Below are 24,394 nucleotides of genomic sequence, written 5' to 3'. Positions count from 1 at the left end.
AAGCCACAGAACCTTCGCACAGCCTTCCTAGCATGGCCCTCACCTGTTCGATGAGGCCTTGCCATGAACCACGCCACCCCGGGCGCACAGATGAAAGTGCGCGGTATCCACAAACGATTCGGTGCCTTCACGGCGCTGAACAATGTGTCCCTGGACATCGCCGCCGGTGAGCTGGTGTGCCTGCTCGGCCCGTCCGGTTGCGGCAAGACTACCCTGCTGCGCTGCATCGCAGGCCTTGAGCGCCAGGACCGTGGCGCGCTGTACATCGGTGAGCGCGACATCTCCGAACTGCCACCCCAGGCCCGGGACTACGGCATCCTGTTCCAGTCCTACGCGCTGTTCCCCAACCTTACCGTTGAAGCCAACATTGCTTACGGCCTGACCGGCAGCAGCCGTGACGAGAGCCGCCAACGCGTGGCGCAAATGCTTGAGCTGGTCGGCCTGTCCGGTAGCGAGAAGAAATACCCCGGCCAGCTCTCCGGCGGCCAACAGCAACGTGTGGCCCTGGCCCGTGCGCTGGCGCCGTCGCCGTCGCTGCTGCTGCTCGACGAACCGATGTCGGCGCTGGATGCCCGCGTGCGTGAGCACTTGTGTACCGAGCTGCGCCAGCTGCAGCGCCAGCTGGGTATCACCACGTTGATGGTCACCCACAACCAGGACGAAGCCATGCTCATGGCCGACCGCATCGCGGTGATGAACAACGGCCAGGTCGAGCAATACGCGACCCCGCAGGAAATCTACGACCAGCCGGCCACGCCGTTCGTCGCCGAGTTCGTCGGCCAAGGCAACTGGCTGCCGTTCCAGCGCAGTAGCGAGAGCCACGCCCAGGTCGGCGCCATGAGCATGCGCCTGGCAACCAACGCGGGTAGCGCCCGCAGTGGTCGGCTGTTCTGCCGCCCAGAGGCAATCACCGTGAACCCGGTGGTGCATGAGGAGAACCTGTTCCCGGCCAAGGTCCGCGAAATCACCTTCCTGGGCAACCGCTGCCGCATGAGCTTCGAGCTCAAGGCGCTGCCGGGCCATGCCCTGCTCGCCGAACTTGCGCCCGAAGCCATGCCGCATCTGGGCTCGCAGGATATCTGGGTGGCGCTGCCACCGCAGAGCCTGCAGGTGTTTGCCTGAGATGGCCGCGCCAATGTCTTTACCGCTGACCCCGACCAAGGATGCGCGACGCAGCGACGTCGCCCTGGGAGACCGCCTGTTCGTCGTTGGTGGCAAGAGCCTGCTGCTGATTCTTCTGCTACTGGCCGTGGTGATGCCGCTGCTGGCCATTTTCTGGAAAGGCTTCAGCGGTGAAGCCGGCCAGGGCGGTGGCTTGCTGGCCGCCCGCGAACTGTTCGCCAGCGAGAACTTTCACTGGCTGCTCAGCAACAGCCTGTCGGTGGCGTTCACCGTGGCGGCGATCGTGGTGCCGTTGGCCTACCTGTTCGCCTACGCCCTGCAGCGCACGCTGATCCCGGCCAAGGGCCTGTGGCGCGGCATCTCGCTGCTGCCGTTGCTGGCGCCGTCGATGCTGCCAGCGATTGCCCTGGTCTATCTGTTCGGCAACCAAGGCCTGCTGCGCAGCCTGCTCAGCGACAACATCTATGGCTTCTGGGGCATTGTCCTGGGCGAGGCCATCTACACCTTCCCCCATGCGCTGATGATCCTGCTCTCGGCCTTGTCGCTGGCCGACGCGCGGCTGTTCGACGCGGCGTCGAGCATGGGCGCCGGGCCGTGGCGTGCATTTCGCAGCATCACTTGGCCAGCCACGCGTCAGGCGGTGTTCGCGGCGTTCTGCCTGGTATTCACCTTGACCATCACCGACTTCGGTGTGCCGGTCGTGGTGGGCGGCGATTATCAGGTGCTGGCGCTGGAGGCCTACAAGGCGGTGGTCGGCCAGCAGCAATTCGGCCGTGGCGCGTTGATCGGCATGGTACTGCTGCTGCCGGCGCTGTTCAGCTTTGGCGTCGATGCCTGGCTGCGTCGGCGCCAGGGCGAGGCGATGAGTGGCCGAGCCCAGGTGTTCGAACCCAAGCCGTCGCGCTGCCGTGATGCCTGCTTCCTGGCCATCGTGCTGATGGTCTGCGCAGCCTTGCTGGTGGTGATCGGCATGGCGGTGTACTCATCGCTGGTCACGTTCTGGCCGTACAACCTGACCCTGTCGTTCAAGCATTACCAGTTCGAGGACACCGCCGGTGGCGGCTGGCTGGCCTACCGCAACAGTGTGACCATGGCCCTGTGCACCGCACTGATCGGCAGCATCGTGATCTTCACCGGCGCCTACCTGATGGAGAAAACCCAGGGGCAGCGCCTGCTCAACCAGGCCTTGCGTCTGCTCAGCTTCATCCCCATGGCGGTACCGGGTTTGGTGCTGGGCCTGGGCTACGTGTTCTTCTTCAACCTCAGCGGCAACCCGCTGCACGTGTTCTATGGCGGCATGGCGCTGCTGGTGCTGTGCACCATTGCCCACTACCTGACCACCGCGCAGATGACCGCCGCCACCGCGCTGCGCCAGCTCGACGGCGAGTTCGAGGCCGCCGCGTTGTCGCTCAAGGCGCCGCTGTACAAGCACTTCGTGCGGGTCACCGTGCCGATCTGCCTGCCGGCGCTGCTCGACATCATCCGCTACCTGTTCGTCTCGGCGATGACCACCGTGTCGGCGGCGATCTTCCTCTACAGCCCCGACACCATCCTCGCCGCCGTCGCCGTTCTGAACATGGACGATGCTGGCAACGTCGGCGGTGCTGCCGCCATGTCGACCCTGATCCTGCTGACCAGCGCCGCTGCATCGCTGCTGCTGGCCACTGCTTCGCGCGGCCTGCTGCGCCGCTCCCAGGCCTGGCGCCAGCGCGCGCCTGGCCATTGACCGCCTGCCCACACTGATAGGAAACGCATCATGTTCAAGCCCTTTGCACTTGCCGCTGCCGTATCCGCCGTCTTCAGCCTGCAGGCTTCGGCCGCGGCCACCCAGCTGACTGTGTACACCGCCCTGGAAGCCGAGCAGCTCAAGAGTTACAAGCAGGCCTTCGAAAAGGCCAACCCGGATATCGAGATCAAGTGGGTGCGTGATTCCACTGGCATCATCACCGCCAAGCTGCTGGCCGAGAAGGACCGCCCACAGGCCGACGCGGTCTGGGGCCTGGCTGCTTCCAGCCTGGCCATTCTCGACCAGAACGGCATGCTCGAAGCTTACGCGCCGAAAGACCTGGGCAAGATTTCGGCGAACTACCGCGATGCGGCCAACCCGCCAGCCTGGGTCGGCATGGACGTGTGGGCCGCGACCATCTGCTTCAACACTGTCGAAGCCGAGAAGCAGGGCCTGACCAAGCCAGTGAGCTGGCAGGACCTGACCAAGCCTGAGTACAAAGGCAAGATCGTCATGCCCAACCCGGCCTCGTCCGGCACCGGCTTCCTTGACGTCAGCGCCTGGCTGCAGACTTTCGGCGAGCCTCAGGGCTGGGCCTACATGGATGCTTTGCACCAGAACATCGGCCAATATGTTCACTCCGGCTCCAAGCCGTGCAAGCTGGCTGCGGCGGGCGAGTTCCCGATCGGTATTTCGTTCGAGTACCCGGCCGTGCAGCTCAAGCGCCAAGGCGCGCCGCTGGATATCGTGCTGCCGAAGGAAGGTCTGGGCTGGGAGATCGAAGCAACTGCCGTGATCAAAGGCTCGCCCAAGGCTGACGCGGCCAAACGCCTGGCTGATTTCTCGGCAAGCCCGGCGGCCATGGAGCTGTACAAGGACAACTTTGCCGTACTGGCCGCGCCAGGTATCGCCAAGCCGCAGACCGAGCTGCCGGCCGACTATGAACAGCGCCTGATCAAGAACGACTTTGCCTGGGCCTCGAAGAACCGCGACGAGATCCTCAGCGAATGGCGCAAGCGCTATGACGGCAAGTCGGAGAAAGTGGCGCAACAATAAGCCCAGGAGTGAAGCCCATGCCCACGCCAACCCAGATCATCGACAAGCTGTTCAATCTGTATGAGCAGCATGGCAGCGACGACTACATCGGCGAAGCCATCAACCAGCTCGAACATATGTCCCAGGCTGCGCAGCTGGCCATGGCTGAAGGCTTCGACGATGAGGTGGTGCTGGCGGCGTTCTTCCATGATATCGGCCACCTGTGCGGCGGTGACGCCAGCATGGGCGGCTATGGCGTGGTCAGCCATGAGCGCATCGGTGCGCAATTTCTTCGCCGTTGTGGTTTTGGCGAGCGCATGGCGCGGCTGGTGCAATACCACGTGGAGGCCAAGCGTTACCTGACCTTGCGTGAGCCTGGGTATTACCAGCGGCTGAGCGAGGCGAGCCGGCGGACTCTGGAGTATCAGGGGGGCGTGATGAGCGCAGCCGAGGCGGATACATTCGAGCAGGATCCGCTGTTCGAGGTGAGCTTGCGGATGCGGGAGTGGGACGAGATGGCCAAGGAGGTCGGGGTGCCGGTGATGGATCTGGCGCTGCTCAAGCAGAAGGCTCTGGCTTTGCTTTGAAGTTGCCTGCTCCGGCCTCTTCGCGGGTAAACCCGCTCCCACAAAGGTACCGCACACTTTTCGAAAGTTGTGCAGTCCCTTTGTGGGAGCGGGCTTGCCCGCGAAAGGGCCAGACCTGCTGAATCAGATCTGTGAAACGAGCGCCTCCAGCTGTTCCTGCCGCTCAGCCTGATTGAGCTTCGCCCCAGGGTTGAGGGTCGACCACTGCGGATGCGCCCGCGCCTTGATCAACGCCTCTGGCAGCTTGCCCTCACGCCAGGCCTTTTCATCCAGTTCACCCAGCCGAATGCGGTCTTGCGCCGCATGCCCACGGCTATCCAGCGCTACCATCAATTGCTGCTGACGCAACGCCAGCAGCCGCAGCACCGTGTCATCCACCGTCAGTTCACGCTGCCCCTTCAGCTTGCCCATCAGCCTTGACCCATAGTTGCGCGCCGTCTGCAGTGCACCACCGGCAATTGCACCTGCCAGCGCTGCCGCGCCGAGGGTCAGGCCGCCAACCAGCAGATCAACCCCTGCACCGGCAGCAGCCCCGGCCGCCACGCCGCTGCCCAGGCGCACACCCAGCAGTTTCAGAGTCTCGGGGTTGAAAAGATCATCCCCCCAACGGCCATCCAGCAACGGCAGATCACCGGCATTGGCATCCTCCCGGCGGAAGGCATACAGCTTGAGCAACGCTTCCACGCAACGCTGTTCACGCTGGCGCACATCCTGGCGCAGTGCCTCGATGGCGCGCGCCTCGGCTGCCGGCTCAGCCTCGACACTGCGCCGGCAGGCCGCGCAGTCGAGCAGCAGTTCGGCGATCAGCCGCTTGCCGCTTTGCTGGCGCGCCAGGCGCTGGGCCTGCTGGTCGTCGATCAGCCGCTGCAGGGCTGGCCGGGCGTCTTCCAGCAGCAGTGCCAGGCTCTCGTACAGCCGGCGTTCGCCATCTTCTGGCGGGGCGACGCTATCGAACCGCACCAATGCGTGAAGCCCAAGCCGGGCAAGGGCTTCACGCCATTGCGGCTCACGGTGCTGGCTGCTGGCGACGAAGTTGAGCACCGGCAACAGCGGCTTGCCGCAGCTGGCCAGCACTTCCAGTTCGTCGCGGTACTTGGCCAGCACCGGCTCGCGGGCGTCAATCACATACAGGCCAGCATTGCTCGCTAGCAACTGGCGCAGCACCTTGGCTTCCTGCTCGTAGCGCTGGCGCGCCTCGCTGCCCTGCAAGAAGCGCTCAAGGCGGGCAGGGCCGTCCAGGCGTTCACCGGGGCGTTCCAGGCGCTCGAGGTAGTCGAGCAAGGCGATGGCATCTTCCAGGCCGGGCGTGTCGTAGAGCTCGAGCAGAGGTTCGCCATCCACCGACAGCCGTGCGCCTTCGACGTGGCGGGTGGTGCTGGGGCGGTGTGAGACCTCGCCGAAGCTGACGTCACGGGTGAGCGTGCGCAGCAGCGAAGTCTTGCCGACGTTGGTGTGGCCAACCACGGCCAGTTTCAGCGGCTCAGTCATGGCCATGCTCCAGCCAGGTCAGGGGCGAGGTGTCGGCATGGGGCAGGCCGAGGCGATCAAGGGCGTCGTGCCAGTCACCCAGGCGCTGGGCGTCCAGGGCTTGGCCGGGAGCTGACTGAAGCAGCCAGACGCGTGTGGCGCCAGCATGGCGTGCCAGCTCTGCGAGCAGCGCCAGGCTGCCGCGGTCGGGCGAGCGGCGTGGGTCGCAGGCGATGGCCAGGCGCGCTGGCGGGAAACGGCTGAGCTGTTCGAGCAGCTTGTTGCGTGATTCGCGGTTGTCGAGCACGCCAGCGTCGGTCACTGCCTTGGGCAGGGCGGGCGGCCAGGGGTGCTGGTCGTCCAGTTCCAGCCCCACCAGCAGGGCGCCGCTGCTGCCGCTTTCCAGCTGGCCGGCCTGAAACTGTGGCAGCGCATCGGGGGCAGCATCCTGCACGCCGATGCGCTCGCTGCGGGGCATCAGGGCGTCGCGCAGCTGCGCGTAGCCGGGCAGGCTGAGGTCAAGCGTCAGCCGCTCACGGCCCTGGCGCCAGCGCCACAGGCACAGCCCGGCCAGCAGCAGGCGCGGCAGCAGGCCGTACACCAACACCACGCCGAGCAGCCAGCTGGCCCAAGCCTGGCGGGCGATATCCAGGGCGGGGAGGGTGTCGCCGCTGGCGCGGATCATGGCCTCGTCCGGTACGGCGAAACCAAGCAGTGAGGGCAGTGCGCCGAGGGCTTGGGTCAGGTGAATGAACGGGTCGGCGGCAAGCAGCGTGGTTTCCCAGACGAAGCCGTACCGGCGGGTAGCCAGCAAGGTCAGGAGCATGACCAGGGCGGCGAGCATCGCCAGTAGCCACAGACCGTGTACTAGGGCGCCCAGCAGCCAGCGGTTCAGGCGCTGGCGTTGCAGCAGTACCAGCAGCGCCGGCGCCAGGTGCGCGGCCTTGGCATCGCGGGCGAAGCGTTCACTCAACCACAACCACAGGCGACCGAGGCTGGCGCCGTGCTCGCCGCTCAAGGCAAAACCCACGGCCCAGCCCAGCAGCATCAGCAAGTTCAGCCCGAGCAGGCTGCCCAGGGCCCAGAACACGTTGACCGGGCGTTGCCCGTCGCCCAGCGCGGCGAAGGCCAGGCCTGCGCCGCTGAAAATGGCCAGCAGCATCAAGGCCAGCAGCGCCAGGCGTGCGCCCTGCTTCCAGTGGCGCAAGGCCGTGGTCATGCCATCGCGTTCGGCCAGCCACAGCGCACGGGTTTCGATGCGCGCCGCCAGGTCGCCGGCCTGCTGGCGGGCGTGGCGGTTGGCCTCCTGGTCGTCCAGCAGGCCGGCATGTTCTTCGCGCAGGCGTACCGCTTCGGTGAGCCAGCGCTTGTCCAGTGGAGTCGGTGCAGTCACAGGGTCTTCCATTGCGTGGTTCAGGGCAGAAGCATAACCCACACGCCCGGTGCTATCCTCGCTGGCATGAATACATCACTCCCCCTCAGCCTGATCGCGGCTCACGCCGAGAACCGCGTGATCGGCATCGACAACTCCATGCCCTGGCACCTGCCAGGGGACTTCAAGTACTTCAAGGCCACCACCCTTGGCAAGCCGATCATCATGGGGCGCAAGACCTGGGACTCACTGGGCCGGCCGTTGCCGGGGCGGTTGAACATCGTGGTCAGCCGGCAGCCGGGGTTGCAACTGGTTGGCGCTGAAGTGTTCAGCTCGCTTGAAGCAGCGGTGACGCGGGCCGAGCAATGGGCGCGGGAGCAGGGTGTGGATGAGTTGATGCTGATTGGCGGGGCGCAGCTGTATGGGCAGGCGCTGGAGAAGGGGCTGGTGAGCCGGATGTACCTGACGCGGGTCGAGCTGTCGCCGGAGGGTGATGCCTGGTTCCCGGAGTTCGATGAGGGCCAGTGGAAGTTGGTGTCGAGCGAGGCGCGGGCTGAAGAAGGCAAGCCGGCTTACTACTTCGAGGTTTGGGACAAAGTTTGAGAATGCTGGGGCTGCTTTGCAGCCCTTTCGCGACGCAAGGCCGCTCCTACAGGGATACGCGTTTTCCTTGTAGGAGCGGCCTTGTGTCGCGAAAGGCGCCCCCGGCGATTTGTCAGCTATGGCTCAGCTCGGCATGCTCATCGCCGCCCAGCACTTCCTTGTCGGTCTCTTTCAGCAACTGGCTGGTCACAACGCCAGCAGTCATCGAGCCATTCACGTTCAACGCCGTGCGGCCCATGTCGATCAGCGGCTCAACCGAAATCAGCAGCGCCACCAGCTCGACCGGCAGGCCCATGGCTGGCAGCACGATCAGCGCGGCAAAGGTCGCACCGCCACCCACGCCGGCAACCCCCGCCGAACTCAGCGTCACGATCGCCACCAGGGTCGCTATCCACAGCGGGTCGAAGGTATCGATGCCCACCGCAGGCGCCACCATCACGGCCAGCATGGCGGGATAGAGCCCGGCGCAGCCGTTCTGGCCAATCGTGGTGCCGAACGATGCACTGAAGCTGGCAATCGACTGCGGCACGCCCAGGCGGCGGGTTTGCGCTTCGATGTTCAGCGGGATGCTGGCGGCGCTCGAGCGGCTGGTGAAGGCAAAGGTCAGCACCGGCCAGACCTTGCGGAAGAAGCGCAGCGGGCTCACGCCGGTAGCGGCGAGGATGATGCCGTGGACCACGAACATCAGCGCCAGGCCCAGGTAAGACACCACCACGAAACTGCCGAGCTTGAGGATGTCTTCCATGTTCGAGCTGGCCACCACTTTGGTCATCAGCGCCAGTACGCCATAAGGGGTGAGCTTCATGACCACGCGCACCAGGCGCATCACCCAGGCCTGCAGGGTATCGATGGCCGACAGGGCGCGCTCGCCCTTCTGCGCATCGTCCTTGATCAGTTGCAGCGCAGCCAGGCCAACGAACACGGCGAAGATCACCACGCTGATGATCGAGGTCGGCTTGGCCCGGGCCAGGTCACCGACCGGGTTGCTCGGGATGAACGACAGCAGCAACTGCGGAATATTCAGGTCGGCGACCTTGCCGGCGTAGTCACTGTGGATAACCTGCATGCGCGCGCTTTCCTGGGCGCCGGCCACCAGGCCTTCGGCGCTCAGGCCGAAGAGGTTGGTCAGGACAATGCCGATCAGCGCGGCGATGGCGGTGGTCAGCAGCAGCGTGCCAATGCTCAGCACGCTGATGCGGCCCAGTGACGAGGCGTTGTGCAGGCGGGCCACGGCGCTGAGGATCGAGGCGAAGATCAGCGGCATGACGATCATCTGCAGCAGCCCGACGTAGCCGTTGCCGACCAGGTCGAGCCAGCTGATGGTGGCCTTGAGTACCGGGTGGCCAGCACCGTAAACGGTATGCAGGACCAGGCCGAACGCCACGCCGAGCGCCAGGCCCAGCAGTACTTTCTTGGCCAGGCTCCAGTTGGTGCGGCGGGTTTGCGCCAGGCCCAGCAGCAAGGCCAGGAACGCCAGCAGGTTGAGAGACAACGGCAGGTTCATTGAAGCTCCAGGAAAAAGCAGAAGAGGCATCGCCTCTGTTGAGCGATTGCGAACGGAAATGCTAACAGCCTGAAAACAAACGAATTTATACCCAAAAGTAATTTGCTTAGTCGTTAATGGAATAAGAAGTTGTCGCGGATAGCAATGAACAAGGCGTTTAGAGTTGCATACGGGTCGCTGTGAGGGCCTGCAAACTGGGAATGTTGCACTAGCGTTTCCAGGTCATTTCAGGAGATCCGCACATGAAGTTCACTCCGAAAGCCCTCGCCCTTGGCTTGTCGCTGTTGTTCAGTGTCGAAAGCTTCGCTGTCGAGCTCAAGCACTGGCCCGCCGATGCGGCCAGGCAGCTCGACGCCATGATTGCCGCCAATGCCCACAAAGGTAACTACGCGGTGTTCGACATGGACAACACCAGCTATCGCTATGACCTTGAAGAAGCGCTGCTACCGTTCATGGAAAACAAGGGCCTGCTGACCCGCGACAAGCTCGACCCGTCGCTCAAGCTGATCCCGTTCAAGGACACTGCTGGGCACAAGGAAAGCCTGTTCAGTTACTACTACCGGCTGTGCGAGATCGACGACATGGTCTGCTACCCGTGGGTGGCACAGGTGTTTGCCGGTTTTACGCTCAAGGAGCTGAAGGCTCAGGTCGATGAGCTGATGGCCTCCGCCAAGCCAATCCCCAGCACCTATTTCGAAGGTGACCAGCTCAAGTCCATCGAGGTGCAGCCACCGAAGGTCTTCACTGGCCAGGCCGAGCTGTACAACAAGCTGATGGAAAACGGTATCGAGGTCTACGTGATCTCGGCGGCCTCGGAAGAGTTGGTGCGCATGGTCGCTTCCGATCCCAAGTACGGCTACAACGTCAAACCTCAGAACGTGATTGGCGTCAGCCTGTTGCTCAAGGATCGCGCCAATGGCCAGCTGACCACGGCGCGCAAGCAGATCGCTGCCGGGCACTATGACGCCAAGGCCAACGACGGACTGGAGCTGACGCCTTACCTGTGGACCCCGGCGACTTGGATGGCCGGCAAGCAGGCGGCGATCCTCACCTACATCGATGAATGGAAGAAACCGGTGCTGGTGGGCGGTGATACACCGACCAGTGATGGCTACATGCAGTTTCATGGGGTGGATGTGAGCAAGGGCGGCATCCACCTGTGGATAAACCGCAAGGCCAAGTACATGGACCAGTTGAACGGGATGATCGCGAAGCATGCGGCGGCGCAGGCCAAGGAAGGGTTGCCGGTGACCGCAGACAAGAACTGGGTGATCGTGACGCCGGAGCAGATTCAGTAAGTCTTGTGTTACTTGAGCGGGCCTCTTCGCGGGTAAACCCGCTCCCAATAGGGATTCTGCAGCTTCCAAGTTTCACTGTGGGAGCGGGCTTGCCCGCGAAAGGGCCGGTACAGGCATAAAAAAACCGGCGCCAGGGCGCCGGTTTTTCTTTCACACTGTCAGAGCCTCACAGCCCTTCGAGCATTGCCTTGTTACGCACAGCACCCTTGTCGGCACTGGTCGCCAGCAGGGCGTAGGCCTTCAGCGCGGTGGTCACCTTGCGTGGACGTACTTCAACCGGCTTCCAGCCTTTCTTGTCCTGCTCGATGCGGCGGTGAGCCAGCTCTTCGTCGCTGACCAGCAGGTTGATCGAACGGTTCGGGATGTCGATCAGCACTTTGTCGCCGTCGCGCACCAGGCCGATGGCGCCGCCAGCGGCCGCTTCAGGCGAGGCGTGGCCGATCGACAGGCCCGAAGTGCCGCCCGAGAAGCGGCCGTCGGTGAGCAGGGCACAAGCCTTGCCTAGGCCCTTGGACTTCAGGTACGAGGTCGGGTAGAGCATCTCTTGCATGCCCGGGCCGCCTTTCGGGCCTTCGTAACGGATGATCACGATGTCGCCGGCCTTCACTTCGTCGGCGAGGATGCCGCGCACGGCGCTGTCCTGGCTCTCGAAGATCTTCGCGGTGCCCTCGAACACGTGGATCGACTCGTCGACGCCAGCGGTTTTCACCACGCAGCCGTCCAGGGCGATGTTGCCGTACAGCACAGCCAGGCCGCCTTCTTGCGAGTAGGCGTGCTCGAAGCTGCGGATACAGCCGTTTTCACGGTCGTCGTCGAGGGTTTCCCAACGGGTAGACTGGCTGAATGCGGTCTGGGTCGGGATGCCGGCCGGGCCTGCCTTGAAGAAGGTGTGCACAGCTTCGTCATCGGTCTGGGTGATGTCCCACTTGGCGATGGCTTCTTCCATGCTGCGGCTGTGCACGGTCGGCAGGTCGGTATGCAGCAGGCCGCCGCGGGCCAGCGAACCGAGGATGCTGAAGATGCCGCCGGCGCGGTGCACGTCTTCCATGTGGTACTTCTGGATGTTCGGCGCCACCTTGCACAGCTGCGGCACTTTGCGCGACAGGCGGTCGATGTCGCGCAGGTCGAACTCGACTTCACCTTCCTGGGCTGCCGCCAGCAGGTGCAGGATGGTATTGGTCGAGCCGCCCATGGCGATGTCGAGCATCATGGCGTTCTCGAACGCCTTGAAGTTGGCGATGCTGCGCGGCAGCACCGACTCGTCGTTCTCCTGGTAGTAGCGCTTGCACAGCTCGACGATGGTGCGGCCGGCGGTGAGGAACAGCTGCTCGCGGTCGGAGTGGGTGGCCAGGGTCGAACCGTTACCCGGCAGGGCGAGGCCCAAGGCTTCGGTCAGGCAGTTCATCGAGTTGGCGGTGAACATGCCGGAGCACGAACCGCAAGTCGGGCAAGCGCTGCGCTCGTACTCGGCGACCTTCTCGTCGGAGGCCGTGGAGTCGGCGGCGATGACCATGGCGTCGACCAGGTCCAGGCCGTGGCTGGCCAGCTTGGTCTTGCCGGCTTCCATCGGGCCGCCGGAAACGAAGATCACCGGGATGTTCAGGCGCAGGGCGGCCATCAGCATGCCGGGGGTGATCTTGTCGCAGTTGGAGATGCAGACGATGGCGTCGGCGCAGTGGGCGTTGACCATGTACTCGACGGCGTCGGCGATGATTTCGCGGCTGGGCAGCGAGTACAGCATGCCGTCGTGGCCCATGGCGATGCCGTCATCGACTGCGATGGTGTTGAATTCCTTGGCCACGCCACCGGCGCGTTCGATTTCGCGGGCGACCAGCTGGCCCAGGTCCTTCAGGTGCACGTGGCCCGGGACGAACTGGGTGAACGAGTTGGCGATGGCGATGATCGGTTTCTTGAAGTCTTCGTCCTTCATCCCGGTGGCGCGCCACAGGGCACGGGCGCCGGCCATGTTGCGGCCTTGGGTGGAAGTCTTGGAACGATAATCAGGCATGAAACACTCCTGGCGGCTTAATCAGGTCACAAATAGGGGAGTGAGCTTCTCTTGTCCTTTGCGCCGCAGGCCGGTTGCCACTGGCACGGATGGGGCCGAAGACCGCGCGGGATCGCCGCGTGCTTGGCCAGAGCTCATAAACCCGCCGGGGATGACTGGCGATGAATAGGCCGATTCTACACCGCTGGCGCTGCGAGGGAATGAAGATGTGTCTGGACGGTGGTTTGGGAGGTATTCCCGGCTGCTTGTAGGACGCTTCCGAAATGCTGGCTTCGGGGCCGACCTTGCCAGCCATGCTGGCTATCATCCGCCGCGCCGCATGTGCGGCTTCACGAGAAATCACTTCAATGGACCTTCCCAGTTTCAGTTCACCGCGAACTTGTAAATTGGCACTGAGCGCGTCGCCGCCAGGGCTTGCGAAGGCTTGAACCTCGGAGTTCGAGGCTTGCGGGTGCCTGCGTCGGCGCCTGGAGACTCGTATGTACTCTGTCTGCACAAACTGCATCCGCTGCAAACAACCGCTCTCGCACGGCCAGACCAGCGAAGCGCTGGATAAACTGCGCCAGGAGGCGACCGAAGACTTCCACAAAGGTGCATCGATCACCAATCACGTCGGTAACCTGCGCAATGCCACTGTCGGCCTGCTGTACCGCAAGCGGGTTCTGTGGCTGGTGCTGCTGGTGTTCGGCAATCTGTTTTCCGGCGCTGGCATCGCCGCCTTTGAAGAAACCATCGCCGCGCATATCGTGCTGGTGTTCTTCCTGCCGTTGCTGGTGGACAGCGGGGGGAATGCCGGGGCGCAGTCCGCAACCCTGATGGTACGGGGCCTGGCAACGGGCGAGGTGGTCATGGGCGAATGGATGCGCATGCTGGCACGTGAGTGTGGTGTGGCACTGGCGCTGGGCGGCACCATGGCGCTGGCGGTGGCATCGCTGGGTGCGTTACGGGGTGGGGCGGATATTGCGCTGATCGTTGCCAGCAGCATGTTGGTGATCGTTTTGCTGGGCAGCCTGATCGGCATGAGCCTGCCGTTCATGTTCACCAAGCTAAAGATCGACCCGGCGACGGCCAGTGGGCCGCTGGTGACCTCGATCGCCGATGCGGCGGGGGTGCTGGTGTATTTCGGGATCGCGTCGTACGTGCTGGATATCTGATGTGCGCCTGGGGTCGCGCAGCGACCCCAAGGCAGTGAATCAGCTGTTTGGCAGCAAGCGGCAGGTGATGCTCTTGATGTAGCGGGTTTCGGCGATTGCCGGGTGCACTGGGTGGTCCGGGCCCTGGCCGCCGCGTTCGAGCAACTGCAGGTTGCGGTCCAGGTGGCGGGCGCTGGTCAGCAGGATGTTGTTCAAGTCGTCCTCGGGCAGGTGCATCGAGCACGAGGCGCTGACCAGGATGCCGTCCTTGTTTAGCATGCGCATGGCCTGTTCGTTGAGACGGCGATAAGCCGCTTCGCCATTTTTCAGGTCCTTCTTGCGCTTGATGAAGGCGGGTGGGTCGGCAATGATCACGTCGAAGCGTTCTTCGGCGGCCTTGAGCTCGCGCAGGGCCTCGAACACGTCGCCTTCAATGCAGGTCAGCTTCTCGCTGATGCCGTTCAGCGCAGCGTTACGCTCGACACCATCCAGGGCAAAGCCCGACGCATCGACGCAGAACACTTCGCTGGCGCCGAATGCGCCGGCCTGCACGCCCCAGCCACCGATGTAGCTGAACAGGTCGAGCACGCGCTTGCCTTTGACGTAGGGAGCCAGGCGCGCGCGGTTCATGCGGTGGTCGTAGAACCAGCCGGTCTTCTGGCCTTCGCGTACCGGGGCTTCGAACTTGACGCCGTTTTCTTCCAGCGGGACCCAGTCCGGCACTTCGCCGTAGACGGTTTCGACGTAGCGCTGCAGGCCTTCGGCGTCGCGGGCGGCGGAGTCGTTCTTGAACAGAATGCCGCTGGGCTTGAGCACCTGAATCAGGGCGGCAATCACGTCATCCTTGTGCGCTTCCATGGTGGCCGAGGCCAGTTGCACTACGAGGATGTCGAAGAAGCGGTCTACCACCAGGCCCGGCAGCAGGTCGGAATCGCCGTACACCAGGCGGTAGCACGGCTTGTCGAACAGGCGCTCGCGTAGGGACAAGGCCACGTTCAGGCGGTGCACCAGCAACGACTTGTCCAGCGGCAGCTTGATGTCACGCGACAGCAGGCGGGCGCAGATCAGGTTGTTCGGGCTCAGTGCGACGATACCCAGCGGCTTGCCGTTGGCAGCTTCGAGCACTGCCTGCTGGCCGGCCTGGAAGCCTTGCAGCGGGGTCGCAGAGACGTCGACTTCGTTGCTGTAGACCCACAGGTGGCCGGCGCGCAGGCGGCGGTCGGCATTGGCTTTGAGGCGAAGGCTGGGCAGGGACATGACGTCGCTCCGGGAAAAAAGAGCGGGATTATAGCCTGTTGGCTGCCTGCGCGTCCCTTGCAGGAGCGGCCTTGCGTCGCGAAAGGGCCGCATAGCGGCCCCGGCAGTTTCTGCTGCGAAGCACCTGGGGCCGCTACGCGCCCCTTTCGCGACGCAAGGCCGCTCCCACAGTGATTCAGTGGTTGGTCGCCTGGCGCGTAAGGGGGGTAGAATCCCCCGGTCCTTCACGAGTGTGCACGCATGTCCCAAGAACTCAGCGCCGAACAGATCCAGCAAGCCTTGCAAGGCATCACCATTCCGCCGCAACCGCAGATCATGGTCGACCTGCAGTTCGAGCAGTACATGCCCGACCCGGACCTGGACACCATCGCCAAGCTGATTTCCCAGGACCCGGGTCTGGCCGGTGCCTTGCTCAAGCTGGTCAACTCGCCGCATTTCGGCCTGGCGAACAAGATCGGCTCGATCCAGCGCGCGGTGAACCTGCTGGGCAGCCGTTCGATCATCAATCTGATCAATGCGCAGTCGATCAAGGGCGAGATGACCGACGAGACCATCGTCACCCTCAACCGCTTCTGGGACACCGCTCAGGACGTGGCCATGACTTGCCTGACCCTGGCCAAGCGCACGGGTATCCAGGCTGCTGACGAAGCCTACACCCTCGGCCTGTTCCACGACTGCGGCGTGCCGCTGATGCTCAAGCGCTTCCCCGAGTACATGCAGGTACTGGAAGATGCTTACGCCAAGACCGGTGAGGAAACCCGCGTGGTCGATACCGAGAACCGCGCCTTCAACACCAACCATTCTGTGGTTGGCTACTTCACGGCCAAGTCCTGGCGCCTGCCGGAGCACATCAGCGCGGCCATCGCCAACCACCACAATGCCCTGGCGATCTTCCGCGAGGACTCGTCGCGCAATACCCAGAGCCAGTTGAAGAACCTGCTGGCCGTGCTGAAGATGGCAGAGCACATCTGCGCCTCGTACCGTGTGCTGGGCAACCAGAGCGTCGACCACGAGTGGCGTGTGGTCGGCCCCCTGGTGCTGGACTATATCGGCTTGTCGGATTACGACTTCGAGAACCTGAAACAGAACATTCGCGAGCTGGGCGGGCACTGATCAATGCCGGAATTACCTGAAGTCGAAACCACACGACGCGGAATAGCGCCGCACCTGGAAGGCCAGCGCGTCAGCCGCGTGGTGGTGCGTGACCGGCGCCTGCGCTGGCCGATCCCCGAGGACCTCGATGTGCGCCTGTCCGGGCAGCGCATCGTTAGCGTCGAGCGGCGGGCCAAGTACCTGTTGATCAACGCCGAGGTCGGTACCTTGATCAGTCATCTGGGCATGTCGGGCAACCTGCGCCTGGTGGAGTTGGGCTTGCCAGCGGCCAAGCACGAACATGTCGACATCGAGCTGGAATCGGGGCTGATGCTGCGTTACACCGACCCACGGCGGTTCGGCGCCATGCTCTGGAGCCTCGACCCGTTCAACCACGAACTGCTGTTGCGCCTGGGGCCGGAGCCGCTGACCGACCTGTTCGACGGTGAACGGTTGTTCCAGCTGTCGCGCGGGCGCTCGATGGCGGTCAAGCCCTTCATCATGGACAACGCGGTGGTGGTGGGGGTGGGCAACATCTACGCGACCGAGGCGCTGTTCGCTGCAGGAATCGACCCACGCCGCGAGGCGGGCGGGATTTCCCGGGCGCGTTATCTGAAACTGGCGATCGAGATCAAACGGATACTGGCGGCGGCCATCGAGCAGGGCGGGACGACCTTGCGTGATTTCATCGGCGGCGACGGGCAGCCGGGGTACTTCCAGCAGGAATTGTTCGTCTACGGGCGAGGCGGTCAGCCGTGCAAGCTGTGTGGCACGGCCCTGCGCGAGGTGAAGCTAGGGCAGCGGGCGAGCGTGTTCTGCCCGCGCTGCCAGCGTTAGCGCCGGGGGCCTCTGTGCGGCCCTGTTCGCGGGTAAACCCGCTCCCACAGGATTGCGCTGCCCTCAAGGCCTGCGCCGTACCTGTGGGAGCGGGTTTACCCGCGAACAAAGGCGAAGCCCTTGCCAGGCAGTGATCAGGCCTTGCCAGTGATCCGGCGGTACTTGGCCATCAGTTCGTCTTCGGTTTCCGGGTGGGCTTCATCCAGCGGGATGCAGTCGACCGGGCAGACCTGCTGGCACTGCGGCTCGTCGTAGTGACCCACGCACTGGGTGCACAGGTTAGGGTCGATCACGTAGATCTCTTCGCCTTGGGAGATGGCCTCGTTCGGGCACTCGGGTTCGCAGACGTCGCAGTTGATGCAATCGTCGGTGATGATCAGGGACATGGGGACTCCGGCCGGGGCGCATCGCCCGGGCATGTTCAACGCTTTGGGCACAATTGTGCCGCATTCGCGCCCGCAGTGCACGCGGGCGCGATGATCAGGTGCGCAAGGTTACTTCTTGAAGCGTTCGGTCAGCGCCTCGGCCACCACGGGGTGGACGAATTTGGTGATATCTCCGCCCAATGCGGCTATTTCCCGCACCAGCGTCGAGGAAATGAACGAATAACGTTCCGAAGGCGTGAGGAACAGGCTCTCGACGTCGGGCGCCAGCTGCCGGTTCATGTTCGCCAGCTGGAACTCGTACTCGAAGTCCGACACCGCGCGCAGGCCGCGCAGGAACACGTTCGCACCCTGTTCCTTGGCGAAGTGCGCCAGCAGCGAGGAGAAGCCGATGACTTCGACATTGGGCAGGTGCTTGGTGACCTCACGGGCTAGCTCGACCCGTTGCTCCAATGGGAACAGGGGGTTTTTCTTCGGGCTGGCCGCCACCGCGATGATCACGTGGTCGAACAGGCGCGAAGCGCGCTCGACCAGGTCGCCATGGCCTTTGGTAATGGGGTCGAAAGTACCCGGGTACAACACTCGGTTCATCGCGTCATCCTGGCTGGAGTGCGTTGGGGAGTCGGATGGTAGCGCAGCGATTGCGCCCGGCCAAGTCATGCGGCCGGCTGATGGCACTATAGACAGGGCGTGTATTTGTTGTCATGCACTCTGTGCCAGGCGGGTGGCCAAGGCGTCGCTGAGCATGGCGCTGATGGCATAGACCGACAACTGCGGGTTGGCGCCGATGCTGGTGGGGAACAGCGAACCGTCATGAATCGACAGGTTTTCCAGCTGATGGTGGCGGCCCAGGCTGTCGCATACCGCCTGGCGCGGGTCCTCCCCCATTGCACAACCCCCCATGACATGGGCGCTGCCCAGGCGGGTGCGAAACGGCTCCAGGCGCAAGGCGTCGATCATGCGTCGGGCCTCATCAAGGCTGGCTGCGGCGCTGGCATCACTGTGCACCGGGGTAACCTGCGCGGCGCCTGCAGCGAACTGGATTTGCGCCATGCTGTGGAAGGCGCGGCGCAGGCCTTCGCGCAGGTAGTCGGTTACCGGGTAATCCAGCACCGGCGAGCCGTCCCCGCGCAGCTCCACCGCGCCACCCGTGCTTTCGGGGTGAAAACCGTCTCGCAGCAATGCCAGCATCACGTGGGTGTGGGGGAGTTCGGCCATGCGCCTGGCATTTTCGCTGCCGTAGCCGCCGAGCAGGGTGCTGGCCAGGGCCGGATGCAAGGGTGGCACTTCCAGCTTGTAGCCCACTGGCCCGTCGACGCCGTCTTGCCACTGGAAGTGGTCGCTGTAGATCGATTGTGGGGCGCCGTAGTACGGGTCGATGCGCGTGTCGAAACGTGCTGCGCTGAAGTTGACCAGGTGCAGGAAGGTCCGTTTACCCAGGCGGCCGTGCGGGTCGGGTGCTTTGGAGCGCAGCAGCAGGGCCGGGCTGTTGATACCGCCACCGGCCAAGATGTAGTGGCGGGCGCGCACGCTGATCTGCCGGCCAGTGGGGTGTACGCCCTGAGCATCCAGCGCCTGGCACTGCAACCGGGCGATACGTTCGCCATTGTGTTCAAAGCGTTCGGCACGTGCGAGGTAGAGCAGCTCTCCGCCATTTTCCAGGGTCGCCGGAATGCGTGTGACCAGCATCGATTGCTTGGCGTTGACCGGGCAGCCCATGCCGCAGTAGCCGAGGTTCCAGCAGCCACGCACATTGCGCGGGATCACCGCCCAGCGATAGCCGAGTTGTTCACAGCCTCGCCGCAGTACATCGTTGTTGGCATTTGCTGGCAGTGCCCAGGGCGTGATGCCCAGGTCGTGCTCGATGCGCTCGAACCAGGGCTGCATTGCTTTCTCACCCAGGCCCGTTACTCCATGCGCTGTGGCCCAGTGCGCCAGTGTTTGCGTGGGCGTGCGAAAGCTCGAGGTCCAGTTGATCAGCGTGGTCCCGCCGACTGCACGGCCCTGCAGAATGGTGATGGCGCCGTCCTTGCTCATCCGCCCCAGGCCTTCCTGGTACAGGCTGGCGTAGGCCTCGTTCTCCAGCAGATGGAAGTCGCTGCTGGTCTTCAGCGGGCCTTCCTCGATCAGCAATACCTTGAAGCCTGCTGCGCTGAGCATCTGCGCGCTGGTGGCGCCACCGGCACCACTGCCGATCACGGCGATATCGGTCTCCAGCGTCAGGTCTTGCTCCAGGCGTGAGCCGTCATGGGTGATCCAGCCACGTTCGAGGCCTTGGCGAAACGGGTCGGTTACAGGCATTGAAGATGCTCTTGTTGTCAGATCTTGGGTGGGCCGGGGTAGCCGCAGGCCGCCCAGGCTTGTGGGCACTCGTACCAGGCCATTTGCAGCAGTTGCAGCAGCGAGGCATGGCCCATGCGCAGCAGGTTGAGCGAGCTGTCCTGCCAACGCTGCAGAAACGCCGTTACTTGCTCGCCGCTGGCTTGCTTCCAGCCGCCCCAGACTCCAGTCAGCGGGCCGCGGGTCAGCGGCAGGTTGAGCACATCGAACAATTGCCGAGTGAGCTTGAGCATTTCCGGGGACAGTGCTGCCAGCTTGTGATCAAGGCTGTGTAGCACCAGCTGGTCGCTCGCCGCAGTGCCGGCGAGCACCACCGGAATCAGCGCAAGCAGGGCCGGCAAGTCATCGTCACGCAGCACCTGAAAACTGGCTGCGGGCGTTTGCTTGCTGCAGCCGACCAGGCTGGCGGTGCTCAGGAAAAGGCTGGCGCCCAGGCTGAAGCGCAGCAGGTCGCGGCGCTGCATCAGCGGATGAACAGCTTGTAGACCAGACGCTGCAAGGCTTTGCCATAGGGCGGGTAGATCAGCCGTGCGGCATTCAGGCGCTGCTTGGCCAGCACTGCCTTGGCCTTGCTGAAGGTCTGGAAGCCCTCGTGGCCATGGTAATGGCCCATGCCGGAAGGGCCGACCCCGCCGAACGGCAAGTCGTCCTGGGCCACATGCAAGAGGGTATCGTTCAGGCACACGCCGCCGGAATGGCTGTGCTGCAGCACGTGCTGCTGCTCGCCACGGTCGTAGCCGAAGTAATACAGCGCCAATGGGCGAGGGCGTTGATTTATGTACGCCAGGGCATCGTCGAGGTGGTCGTAAGGCACCAGCGGCAGCAGCGGGCCGAAGATTTCGTCCTGCATGACCTGCATGCCGTCGTTGACCCCGGTCAGCAGGTGCGGTGGCAGGCGCCGGCCCTGGCGCGTCTCGTCGGGGTACAGGTCGAGCACCTGGGCACCCTTGCCGCGGGCGTCGTCCAGCAGGTGCTGCAGGCGTTGCAACTGCCGTGGGTTGATAATGGCGCTGTAGTCGGGGTTTTCGGCGATACGTGGGTACATGCGCTTCACAGCGTTGCGGTAGGCGTCGGCGAAGTCGTTCAGGCGGTCACGCGGCACCAGCACGTAGTCGGGGGCGACGCAGGTCTGCCCGGCGTTGAGCGTCTTGCCGAAAGCGATGCGCTCGGCGGCGGTGTCCAACGGTACGTTGGCCGAGACGATGGCAGGTGATTTGCCGCCCAGCTCAAGCGTCACCGGGGTCAGATTCTGCGCGGCTGCCAGCATGACCTGGCGGCCGATGCTGGTGGCGCCGGTGAACAGCAAGTGGTCGAAGGGCAGCTTGGCGAACGCCTGGCCAACCTCGACTTCGCCCAGCACCACGCTGACCAGGTCCTCGGGAAACACCCGTTCCAGCAAGGCTTTAAGCGCCAGCGCGCTGGCCGGGGTGGACTCGCTGAGCTTGAGCATGACCCGGTTGCCAGCAGCCAGGGCTCCGGTCAGCGGGCCAATGGCGAGAAACAGCGGGTAGTTCCATGGCACGATGATGCCCACCACGCCCAGCGGCTGGTACAGCACTCGGGCGCTGGCCGGCTGGAAGGCCAGGCCCACGGCACGCCGGGCCGGGCGCATCCAGCGCTGCAGGTGGCGCTCGGCATGGCGAATGCCTTGCACCGACGGCAGCAGCTCGGCCAACAGCGTTTCGTCGGCACTGCGGCCGCTGAAGTCGGCATCGATTGCTTCGATCAGCGCTTGCTGGTCCGCCAGCAACGCTTCGCGCAGGCTTTTCAGCCACTGCCGCCGCTGCGCCGCTGGTGGCATGGGGTTGCCGGCAAAGGCCTGGCGCTGAGCGGCGAACGTCGCTTCAAGGTCGGTGTCGGAATGCACAGGAGGCAAGGCGATGGGCGAGGTCACGGCGGTCTCTCGTCTGGGCTCGAAGTTCCTAGAGCCTATACTCTAACTCGTACCATGGTGCGACTTTTTTCACCGGGAGCAACGGTGCACCCGTGGGGTGATTCACCGTAAGATGGCTCCCTTATCGAAAGCCCGCAGACTGGGAGCTGAGCATGGCCCCGCGCATGAAGACCCAAGAGCGCATCGTGCAGAACAGCCTGGAGCTGTTCAACCAGCAGGGCGAACGCAGCGTCAGTACCAACCACATTGCCGCGCACATGGAAATATCGCCCGGCAACCTGTACTACCACTTCCCCAACAAGCAGGCGATCATCGCCGTGCTGTTCAGCCAGTACGAAGCGCTGGTGGACAGCTTCCTGCGCCCGCCGCAGGGCCGCATGGCCACGGTCGAGGACAAGCGCTTCTACCTCAAGGCGCTGCTTGCGGCGATGTGGAACTACCGTTTCCTGCACCGTGACCTTGAACACCTGCTGGAAAGCGACCCTGAACTGGCGGCACGCTATCGGCGCTTCTCCGAGCGCTGCCTGCGCCAGGGCCAGGCCATCTACCGCGGCTTCGTCGATGCCGGGATCCTGGCCATGGAAGCTGCGCAGATCGAGTCACTGACCATCAATGCCTGGATCGTTCTGACCTCGTGGGTGCGCTTTCTCAGCACTACGCGTGAACATTCCGCGCATCTGGGTGAAGAAGCCTTCAAGCGCGGCGTCTATCAGGTGCTGGTGCTGGAGCTTGGTTTCGTCACCCACAACGCCCGCAGCGCCGTGGACGCCCTGTGCCAGGAATTCCACGTTCCTTTCAATCAGGCCCTGGAACAGTAGCCAGGGCCTTCGTGCCATCGATCAGGAGATTGTCATGCCCCTTGCGCAATTGATCACCCCGCAACAGCTGGCCGAGCGTCTGGACTCGCCCAAGCTGGTGATCCTGGATTGTCGTTTTGCCCTGGAGGATGTGGATTACGGTCAACGCAGCTATGCCGAGGGGCATATCGCCGGTGCGCACTTTGCCGACCTGGAGCGTGACTTGAGCGGGCCGGTCAGCAAGGGCCGCACCGGCCGCCACCCGTTGCCCGACCCGCACCGGTTGGTCGAGCGCCTGCGCGAATGGGGCCTGGACGACGACAGCGAAGTGGTGCTTTACGACGATGGGCCGGGCGCTTTTGCCGCCAGGGCCTGGTGGCTGCTGGTCTGGCTGGGCAAGCGCAGCGATGTGGCGATCCTTGATGGTGGGCTCAAGGCCTGGCATGCGGCGCATCTGCCGCTGAGTCTGGATGCCCCTGCCAAGCGCGAGGGGACCTTCTGCGGTGAACCAGACGCCAAGCTGTTGATCGACGCCGAGCACCTGGCCAAGCGCCTGGGCAGCCCTGACCTGACCCTGATCGATGCCCGTGCGTTGCCGCGCTTTCGCGGTGAGGTGGAGCCGATCGATCCGATTGCCGGGCACATTCCGGGGGCCCAGTGCGCGGCCTTCAACGAAAACCTCGCAGCTGACGGTCGCTTCCTGGCGCCGGAGCAGCTCAAGCAGCGCTTTGCTGAAAAGCTGGCAGGGCGTTCGCCAGAGCAACTGGTGGCCTACTGCGGGTCTGGGGTGACGGCATGCCATAACCTGTTTGCCCTGGCGCTGGCGGGGTATCCGTTAGGCAAACTGTACGCCGGGTCGTGGAGCGAATGGATAAATGATCCCAAGCATGGCGTGGCGACTGGCGAGTAATCACTGACCGTCGAGCAGCCACTGCGGAATCCGCCGCTCCAGGTAATAACCCGGATTGCGCAGGCTGCCGTCGACAAACCCCACATGCCCACCCCGCTCATGCAACTCGAACTGCGTCTGCGGTGCCAGTTCACTGGCCGTGGGCAGGCTGTGGCCGAACACGAACGGGTCATCGGTGGAGTGGATGATCAGTGTCGGCGTGCGGTTTTCCCCCAGATAGAACCGGCTCGATGAGCGGCGATAATAATCGTGGGCATCGTTGAAACCGTTGAGCGGCGCGGTGACCTTGCCGTCGAAATCCCAGAATGTCTTCAGCCTGCCCAATGGCCCCAGCCGGTCGAGCGCGGCCAGCCCTTCGTGGTGCCCATGGTCGCGGAAGTGCCGTTGTTTCACCTGTACGTAGGCCATCATCTCGCGCATGAAGTGCGCCTGGTAAACCTTGGAAAAGCCCTGGCCTATGCGGTCGGCGCACTGGTCCAGACGAAACGGTACCGAAACTGCCACGGCTGCCTGCAACTGGCTGGCTGAACCACTTTCCCCCAGGTACTTGAGCAATACATTGCCACCGAGTGAATAGCCGACGGCATACAACGGAGCCGATGGGCGTTGGGCGTGCAGGTGAGCGACCACCTCGGCGAGGTCTTCGCTGGCACCAGAGTGGTAGCTGCGCGGTAGCAGGTTCGGCTCGCCCGAACAGCCGCGCCAGTTCACCGCTACGCTGGCCCAGCCGCGGGCTTGCAACGATTGTTGCAAGCCTTTGACGTAGGGCGAGTGGGATGAGCCGGTCAGGCCATGCAGCACCAGCACAAGCGGCGCATCCGGGCTATGTGGCCCATGCCAGTCGAGGTCGAGAAAATCGCCATCGGCCAGCCACAGGCGTTCGCGGCGGCGTTCCAGCTCCGGCAGCCTGCGCCACAGTGGCCCCCACAGGGTCTGCAGGTGGGGGTTTGACAGGCCGATGGCCGGGCGGAACGTGGCGGTGAGACTGGGCATGCTGGGCGACTCGTGATATGCCTGCTTAGAGTGCCA

Annotated in this window: 22 protein-coding genes; 11 read left to right on the top strand and 11 right to left on the bottom strand. The window is 64.0% G+C overall.

Annotation, left to right across the window (positions count from 1 at the left end):
- The first annotated feature begins 63 nt into the window (after positions 1-63).
- Genes BUQ73_RS24940 through BUQ73_RS24925 form a run of 4 tightly spaced genes read left to right on the top strand, consistent with a single transcriptional unit; the run spans position 64 to position 4,470 of the window.
- Complete coding sequence (locus BUQ73_RS24940) at positions 64-1,122, top strand: putative 2-aminoethylphosphonate ABC transporter ATP-binding protein (RefSeq protein WP_079230087.1); 1,059 nt, start codon at positions 64-66, stop codon at positions 1,120-1,122.
- A gap of 1 nt (position 1,123) precedes the next feature.
- Positions 1,124-2,848 carry a putative 2-aminoethylphosphonate ABC transporter permease subunit gene (locus tag BUQ73_RS24935; protein ID WP_079230086.1) on the top strand — a complete coding sequence of 575 codons (1,725 nt, stop codon included), beginning with the start codon at positions 1,124-1,126 and terminating at the stop codon, positions 2,846-2,848.
- Between the two features lie 30 nt (positions 2,849-2,878).
- Positions 2,879-3,904 carry a putative 2-aminoethylphosphonate ABC transporter substrate-binding protein gene (locus tag BUQ73_RS24930; protein ID WP_079230085.1) on the top strand — a complete coding sequence of 342 codons (1,026 nt, stop codon included), beginning with the start codon at positions 2,879-2,881 and terminating at the stop codon, positions 3,902-3,904.
- Positions 3,905-3,921: 17 nt separating this feature from the next.
- Positions 3,922-4,470, top strand: a complete 549-nt coding sequence (locus BUQ73_RS24925; RefSeq protein ID WP_079230084.1) for a phosphonate degradation HD-domain oxygenase — start codon at positions 3,922-3,924, stop codon at positions 4,468-4,470.
- Positions 4,471-4,593: 123 nt separating this feature from the next.
- On the opposite strand, the gene BUQ73_RS24920 is transcribed toward BUQ73_RS24925, so the two are convergent.
- Positions 4,594-5,958, bottom strand: a complete 1,365-nt coding sequence (locus BUQ73_RS24920; RefSeq protein ID WP_079230083.1) for a GTPase/DUF3482 domain-containing protein — start codon at positions 5,956-5,958, stop codon at positions 4,594-4,596.
- A complete protein-coding gene (locus BUQ73_RS24915) occupies positions 5,951-7,342 on the bottom strand; it encodes a DUF2868 domain-containing protein (protein WP_079230082.1) in 1,392 nt (463 codons plus the stop codon). The genes BUQ73_RS24920 and BUQ73_RS24915 overlap by 8 nt, the downstream gene beginning before the upstream one ends.
- Before the next feature lie 54 nt (positions 7,343-7,396).
- On the opposite strand from BUQ73_RS24915, the gene BUQ73_RS24910 reads away from it, so the two are divergent.
- A complete protein-coding gene (locus tag BUQ73_RS24910) occupies positions 7,397-7,912 on the top strand; it encodes a dihydrofolate reductase (protein WP_079230081.1) in 516 nt (171 codons plus the stop codon).
- 112 nt (positions 7,913-8,024) lie between these two features.
- Here BUQ73_RS24910 and BUQ73_RS24905 read toward each other — a convergent pair whose 3' ends face one another.
- Positions 8,025-9,416 carry an L-cystine transporter gene (locus tag BUQ73_RS24905; RefSeq protein WP_079230080.1) on the bottom strand — a complete coding sequence of 464 codons (1,392 nt, stop codon included), beginning with the start codon at positions 9,414-9,416 and terminating at the stop codon, positions 8,025-8,027.
- Positions 9,417-9,658: 242 nt separating this feature from the next.
- Between BUQ73_RS24905 and BUQ73_RS24900 the strand changes: the two genes are divergently transcribed.
- A complete protein-coding gene (locus tag BUQ73_RS24900; protein WP_079230079.1) occupies positions 9,659-10,714 on the top strand; it encodes a phosphorylcholine phosphatase in 1,056 nt (351 codons plus the stop codon).
- Positions 10,715-10,880: 166 nt separating this feature from the next.
- Here the strand turns inward: BUQ73_RS24900 and ilvD are convergent, their stop codons facing one another.
- Positions 10,881-12,722: a dihydroxy-acid dehydratase gene (ilvD, locus tag BUQ73_RS24895; protein ID WP_079230078.1), complete on the bottom strand. Its 1,842-nt coding sequence runs from the start codon at positions 12,720-12,722 to the stop codon at positions 10,881-10,883.
- A gap of 479 nt (positions 12,723-13,201) precedes the next feature.
- Between ilvD and BUQ73_RS24890 the strand changes: the two genes are divergently transcribed.
- A complete protein-coding gene (locus BUQ73_RS24890) occupies positions 13,202-13,876 on the top strand; it encodes a magnesium transporter (RefSeq protein ID WP_237772731.1) in 675 nt (224 codons plus the stop codon).
- 39 nt (positions 13,877-13,915) lie between these two features.
- On the opposite strand, the gene BUQ73_RS24885 is transcribed toward BUQ73_RS24890, so the two are convergent.
- A complete protein-coding gene (locus BUQ73_RS24885; RefSeq protein WP_027920952.1) occupies positions 13,916-15,112 on the bottom strand; it encodes a class I SAM-dependent rRNA methyltransferase in 1,197 nt (398 codons plus the stop codon).
- A 294-nt stretch (positions 15,113-15,406) separates the two neighbouring features.
- On the opposite strand from BUQ73_RS24885, the gene BUQ73_RS24880 reads away from it, so the two are divergent.
- Both BUQ73_RS24880 and mutM read left to right on the top strand, forming a co-directional pair.
- Positions 15,407-16,225 (top strand): HDOD domain-containing protein, encoded by an 819-nt coding sequence (locus BUQ73_RS24880; protein WP_192858730.1) that lies wholly within the window; start codon positions 15,407-15,409, stop codon positions 16,223-16,225.
- Positions 16,226-16,228: 3 nt separating this feature from the next.
- Positions 16,229-17,041, top strand: a complete 813-nt coding sequence (mutM, locus tag BUQ73_RS24875) for a bifunctional DNA-formamidopyrimidine glycosylase/DNA-(apurinic or apyrimidinic site) lyase (protein ID WP_079230076.1) — start codon at positions 16,229-16,231, stop codon at positions 17,039-17,041.
- A gap of 134 nt (positions 17,042-17,175) precedes the next feature.
- On the opposite strand, the gene BUQ73_RS24870 is transcribed toward mutM, so the two are convergent.
- The 5 genes from BUQ73_RS24870 to BUQ73_RS24850 all read right to left on the bottom strand — a co-directional run bounded on the left by BUQ73_RS24870 (position 17,176) and on the right by BUQ73_RS24850 (position 21,658).
- Entirely contained in the window at positions 17,176-17,427 is a 252-nt protein-coding gene (locus tag BUQ73_RS24870) for a YfhL family 4Fe-4S dicluster ferredoxin (protein ID WP_008095804.1), read from the bottom strand.
- Positions 17,428-17,535: 108 nt separating this feature from the next.
- Positions 17,536-18,015 (bottom strand): pantetheine-phosphate adenylyltransferase, encoded by a 480-nt coding sequence (gene coaD / locus BUQ73_RS24865; RefSeq protein WP_027920955.1) that lies wholly within the window; start codon positions 18,013-18,015, stop codon positions 17,536-17,538.
- 111 nt (positions 18,016-18,126) lie between these two features.
- A complete protein-coding gene (locus BUQ73_RS24860) occupies positions 18,127-19,725 on the bottom strand; it encodes a GMC family oxidoreductase (RefSeq protein ID WP_079230075.1) in 1,599 nt (532 codons plus the stop codon).
- A gap of 17 nt (positions 19,726-19,742) precedes the next feature.
- Complete coding sequence (locus BUQ73_RS24855; RefSeq protein ID WP_079230074.1) at positions 19,743-20,228, bottom strand: twin-arginine translocation pathway signal protein; 486 nt, start codon at positions 20,226-20,228, stop codon at positions 19,743-19,745.
- Positions 20,228-21,658: a coniferyl aldehyde dehydrogenase gene (locus tag BUQ73_RS24850; RefSeq protein WP_079230073.1), complete on the bottom strand. Its 1,431-nt coding sequence runs from the start codon at positions 21,656-21,658 to the stop codon at positions 20,228-20,230. Before BUQ73_RS24850 ends, BUQ73_RS24855 begins: the two co-directional genes overlap by 1 nt.
- Before the next feature lie 152 nt (positions 21,659-21,810).
- On the opposite strand from BUQ73_RS24850, the gene BUQ73_RS24845 reads away from it, so the two are divergent.
- Positions 21,811-22,476 carry a TetR/AcrR family transcriptional regulator gene (locus BUQ73_RS24845; protein WP_079230072.1) on the top strand — a complete coding sequence of 222 codons (666 nt, stop codon included), beginning with the start codon at positions 21,811-21,813 and terminating at the stop codon, positions 22,474-22,476.
- Between the two features lie 34 nt (positions 22,477-22,510).
- The gene (locus BUQ73_RS24840; protein ID WP_079230071.1) at positions 22,511-23,365 is read left to right on the top strand and encodes a sulfurtransferase; all 855 of its coding nucleotides are present in this window, start codon (positions 22,511-22,513) and stop codon (positions 23,363-23,365) included.
- On the opposite strand, the gene BUQ73_RS24835 is transcribed toward BUQ73_RS24840, so the two are convergent.
- Complete coding sequence (locus BUQ73_RS24835; protein ID WP_079230070.1) at positions 23,366-24,358, bottom strand: hydrolase; 993 nt, start codon at positions 24,356-24,358, stop codon at positions 23,366-23,368.
- Positions 24,359-24,394: the final 36 nt, after the last annotated feature.

This window comes from Pseudomonas putida, from assembly GCF_002025705.1.
Lineage (GTDB): Bacteria > Pseudomonadota > Gammaproteobacteria > Pseudomonadales > Pseudomonadaceae > Aquipseudomonas > Aquipseudomonas putida_J.
This window is presented reverse-complemented; position numbering and strand designations above follow the sequence as displayed.

What these genes read in the sequence shown, in the direction of transcription:
- mutM (WP_079230076.1), top strand. Translation starts at nt 16,229, where the DNA reads ATGCCGGAATTACCTGAAGTCGAAACCACACGACGCGGAATAGCGCCG.
- BUQ73_RS24860 (WP_079230075.1), bottom strand. Translation starts at nt 19,725, where the DNA reads ATGCCTGTAACCGACCCGTTTCGCCAAGGCCTCGAACGTGGCTGGATC.
- BUQ73_RS24905 (WP_079230080.1), bottom strand. Translation starts at nt 9,416, where the DNA reads ATGAACCTGCCGTTGTCTCTCAACCTGCTGGCGTTCCTGGCCTTGCTG.
- BUQ73_RS24935 (WP_079230086.1), top strand. Translation starts at nt 1,124, where the DNA reads ATGGCCGCGCCAATGTCTTTACCGCTGACCCCGACCAAGGATGCGCGA.
- BUQ73_RS24920 (WP_079230083.1), bottom strand. Translation starts at nt 5,958, where the DNA reads ATGACTGAGCCGCTGAAACTGGCCGTGGTTGGCCACACCAACGTCGGC.
- BUQ73_RS24845 (WP_079230072.1), top strand. Translation starts at nt 21,811, where the DNA reads ATGGCCCCGCGCATGAAGACCCAAGAGCGCATCGTGCAGAACAGCCTG.
- BUQ73_RS24870 (WP_008095804.1), bottom strand. Translation starts at nt 17,427, where the DNA reads ATGTCCCTGATCATCACCGACGATTGCATCAACTGCGACGTCTGCGAA.
- coaD (WP_027920955.1), bottom strand. Translation starts at nt 18,015, where the DNA reads ATGAACCGAGTGTTGTACCCGGGTACTTTCGACCCCATTACCAAAGGC.
- BUQ73_RS24885 (WP_027920952.1), bottom strand. Translation starts at nt 15,112, where the DNA reads ATGTCCCTGCCCAGCCTTCGCCTCAAAGCCAATGCCGACCGCCGCCTG.
- BUQ73_RS24940 (WP_079230087.1), top strand. Translation starts at nt 64, where the DNA reads ATGAACCACGCCACCCCGGGCGCACAGATGAAAGTGCGCGGTATCCAC.
- BUQ73_RS24925 (WP_079230084.1), top strand. Translation starts at nt 3,922, where the DNA reads ATGCCCACGCCAACCCAGATCATCGACAAGCTGTTCAATCTGTATGAG.
- BUQ73_RS24890 (WP_237772731.1), top strand. Translation starts at nt 13,202, where the DNA reads ATGTACTCTGTCTGCACAAACTGCATCCGCTGCAAACAACCGCTCTCG.
- BUQ73_RS24835 (WP_079230070.1), bottom strand. Translation starts at nt 24,358, where the DNA reads ATGCCCAGTCTCACCGCCACGTTCCGCCCGGCCATCGGCCTGTCAAAC.
- BUQ73_RS24900 (WP_079230079.1), top strand. Translation starts at nt 9,659, where the DNA reads ATGAAGTTCACTCCGAAAGCCCTCGCCCTTGGCTTGTCGCTGTTGTTC.
- BUQ73_RS24930 (WP_079230085.1), top strand. Translation starts at nt 2,879, where the DNA reads ATGTTCAAGCCCTTTGCACTTGCCGCTGCCGTATCCGCCGTCTTCAGC.
- BUQ73_RS24910 (WP_079230081.1), top strand. Translation starts at nt 7,397, where the DNA reads ATGAATACATCACTCCCCCTCAGCCTGATCGCGGCTCACGCCGAGAAC.
- ilvD (WP_079230078.1), bottom strand. Translation starts at nt 12,722, where the DNA reads ATGCCTGATTATCGTTCCAAGACTTCCACCCAAGGCCGCAACATGGCC.
- BUQ73_RS24855 (WP_079230074.1), bottom strand. Translation starts at nt 20,228, where the DNA reads ATGCAGCGCCGCGACCTGCTGCGCTTCAGCCTGGGCGCCAGCCTTTTC.
- BUQ73_RS24915 (WP_079230082.1), bottom strand. Translation starts at nt 7,342, where the DNA reads ATGGAAGACCCTGTGACTGCACCGACTCCACTGGACAAGCGCTGGCTC.
- BUQ73_RS24840 (WP_079230071.1), top strand. Translation starts at nt 22,511, where the DNA reads ATGCCCCTTGCGCAATTGATCACCCCGCAACAGCTGGCCGAGCGTCTG.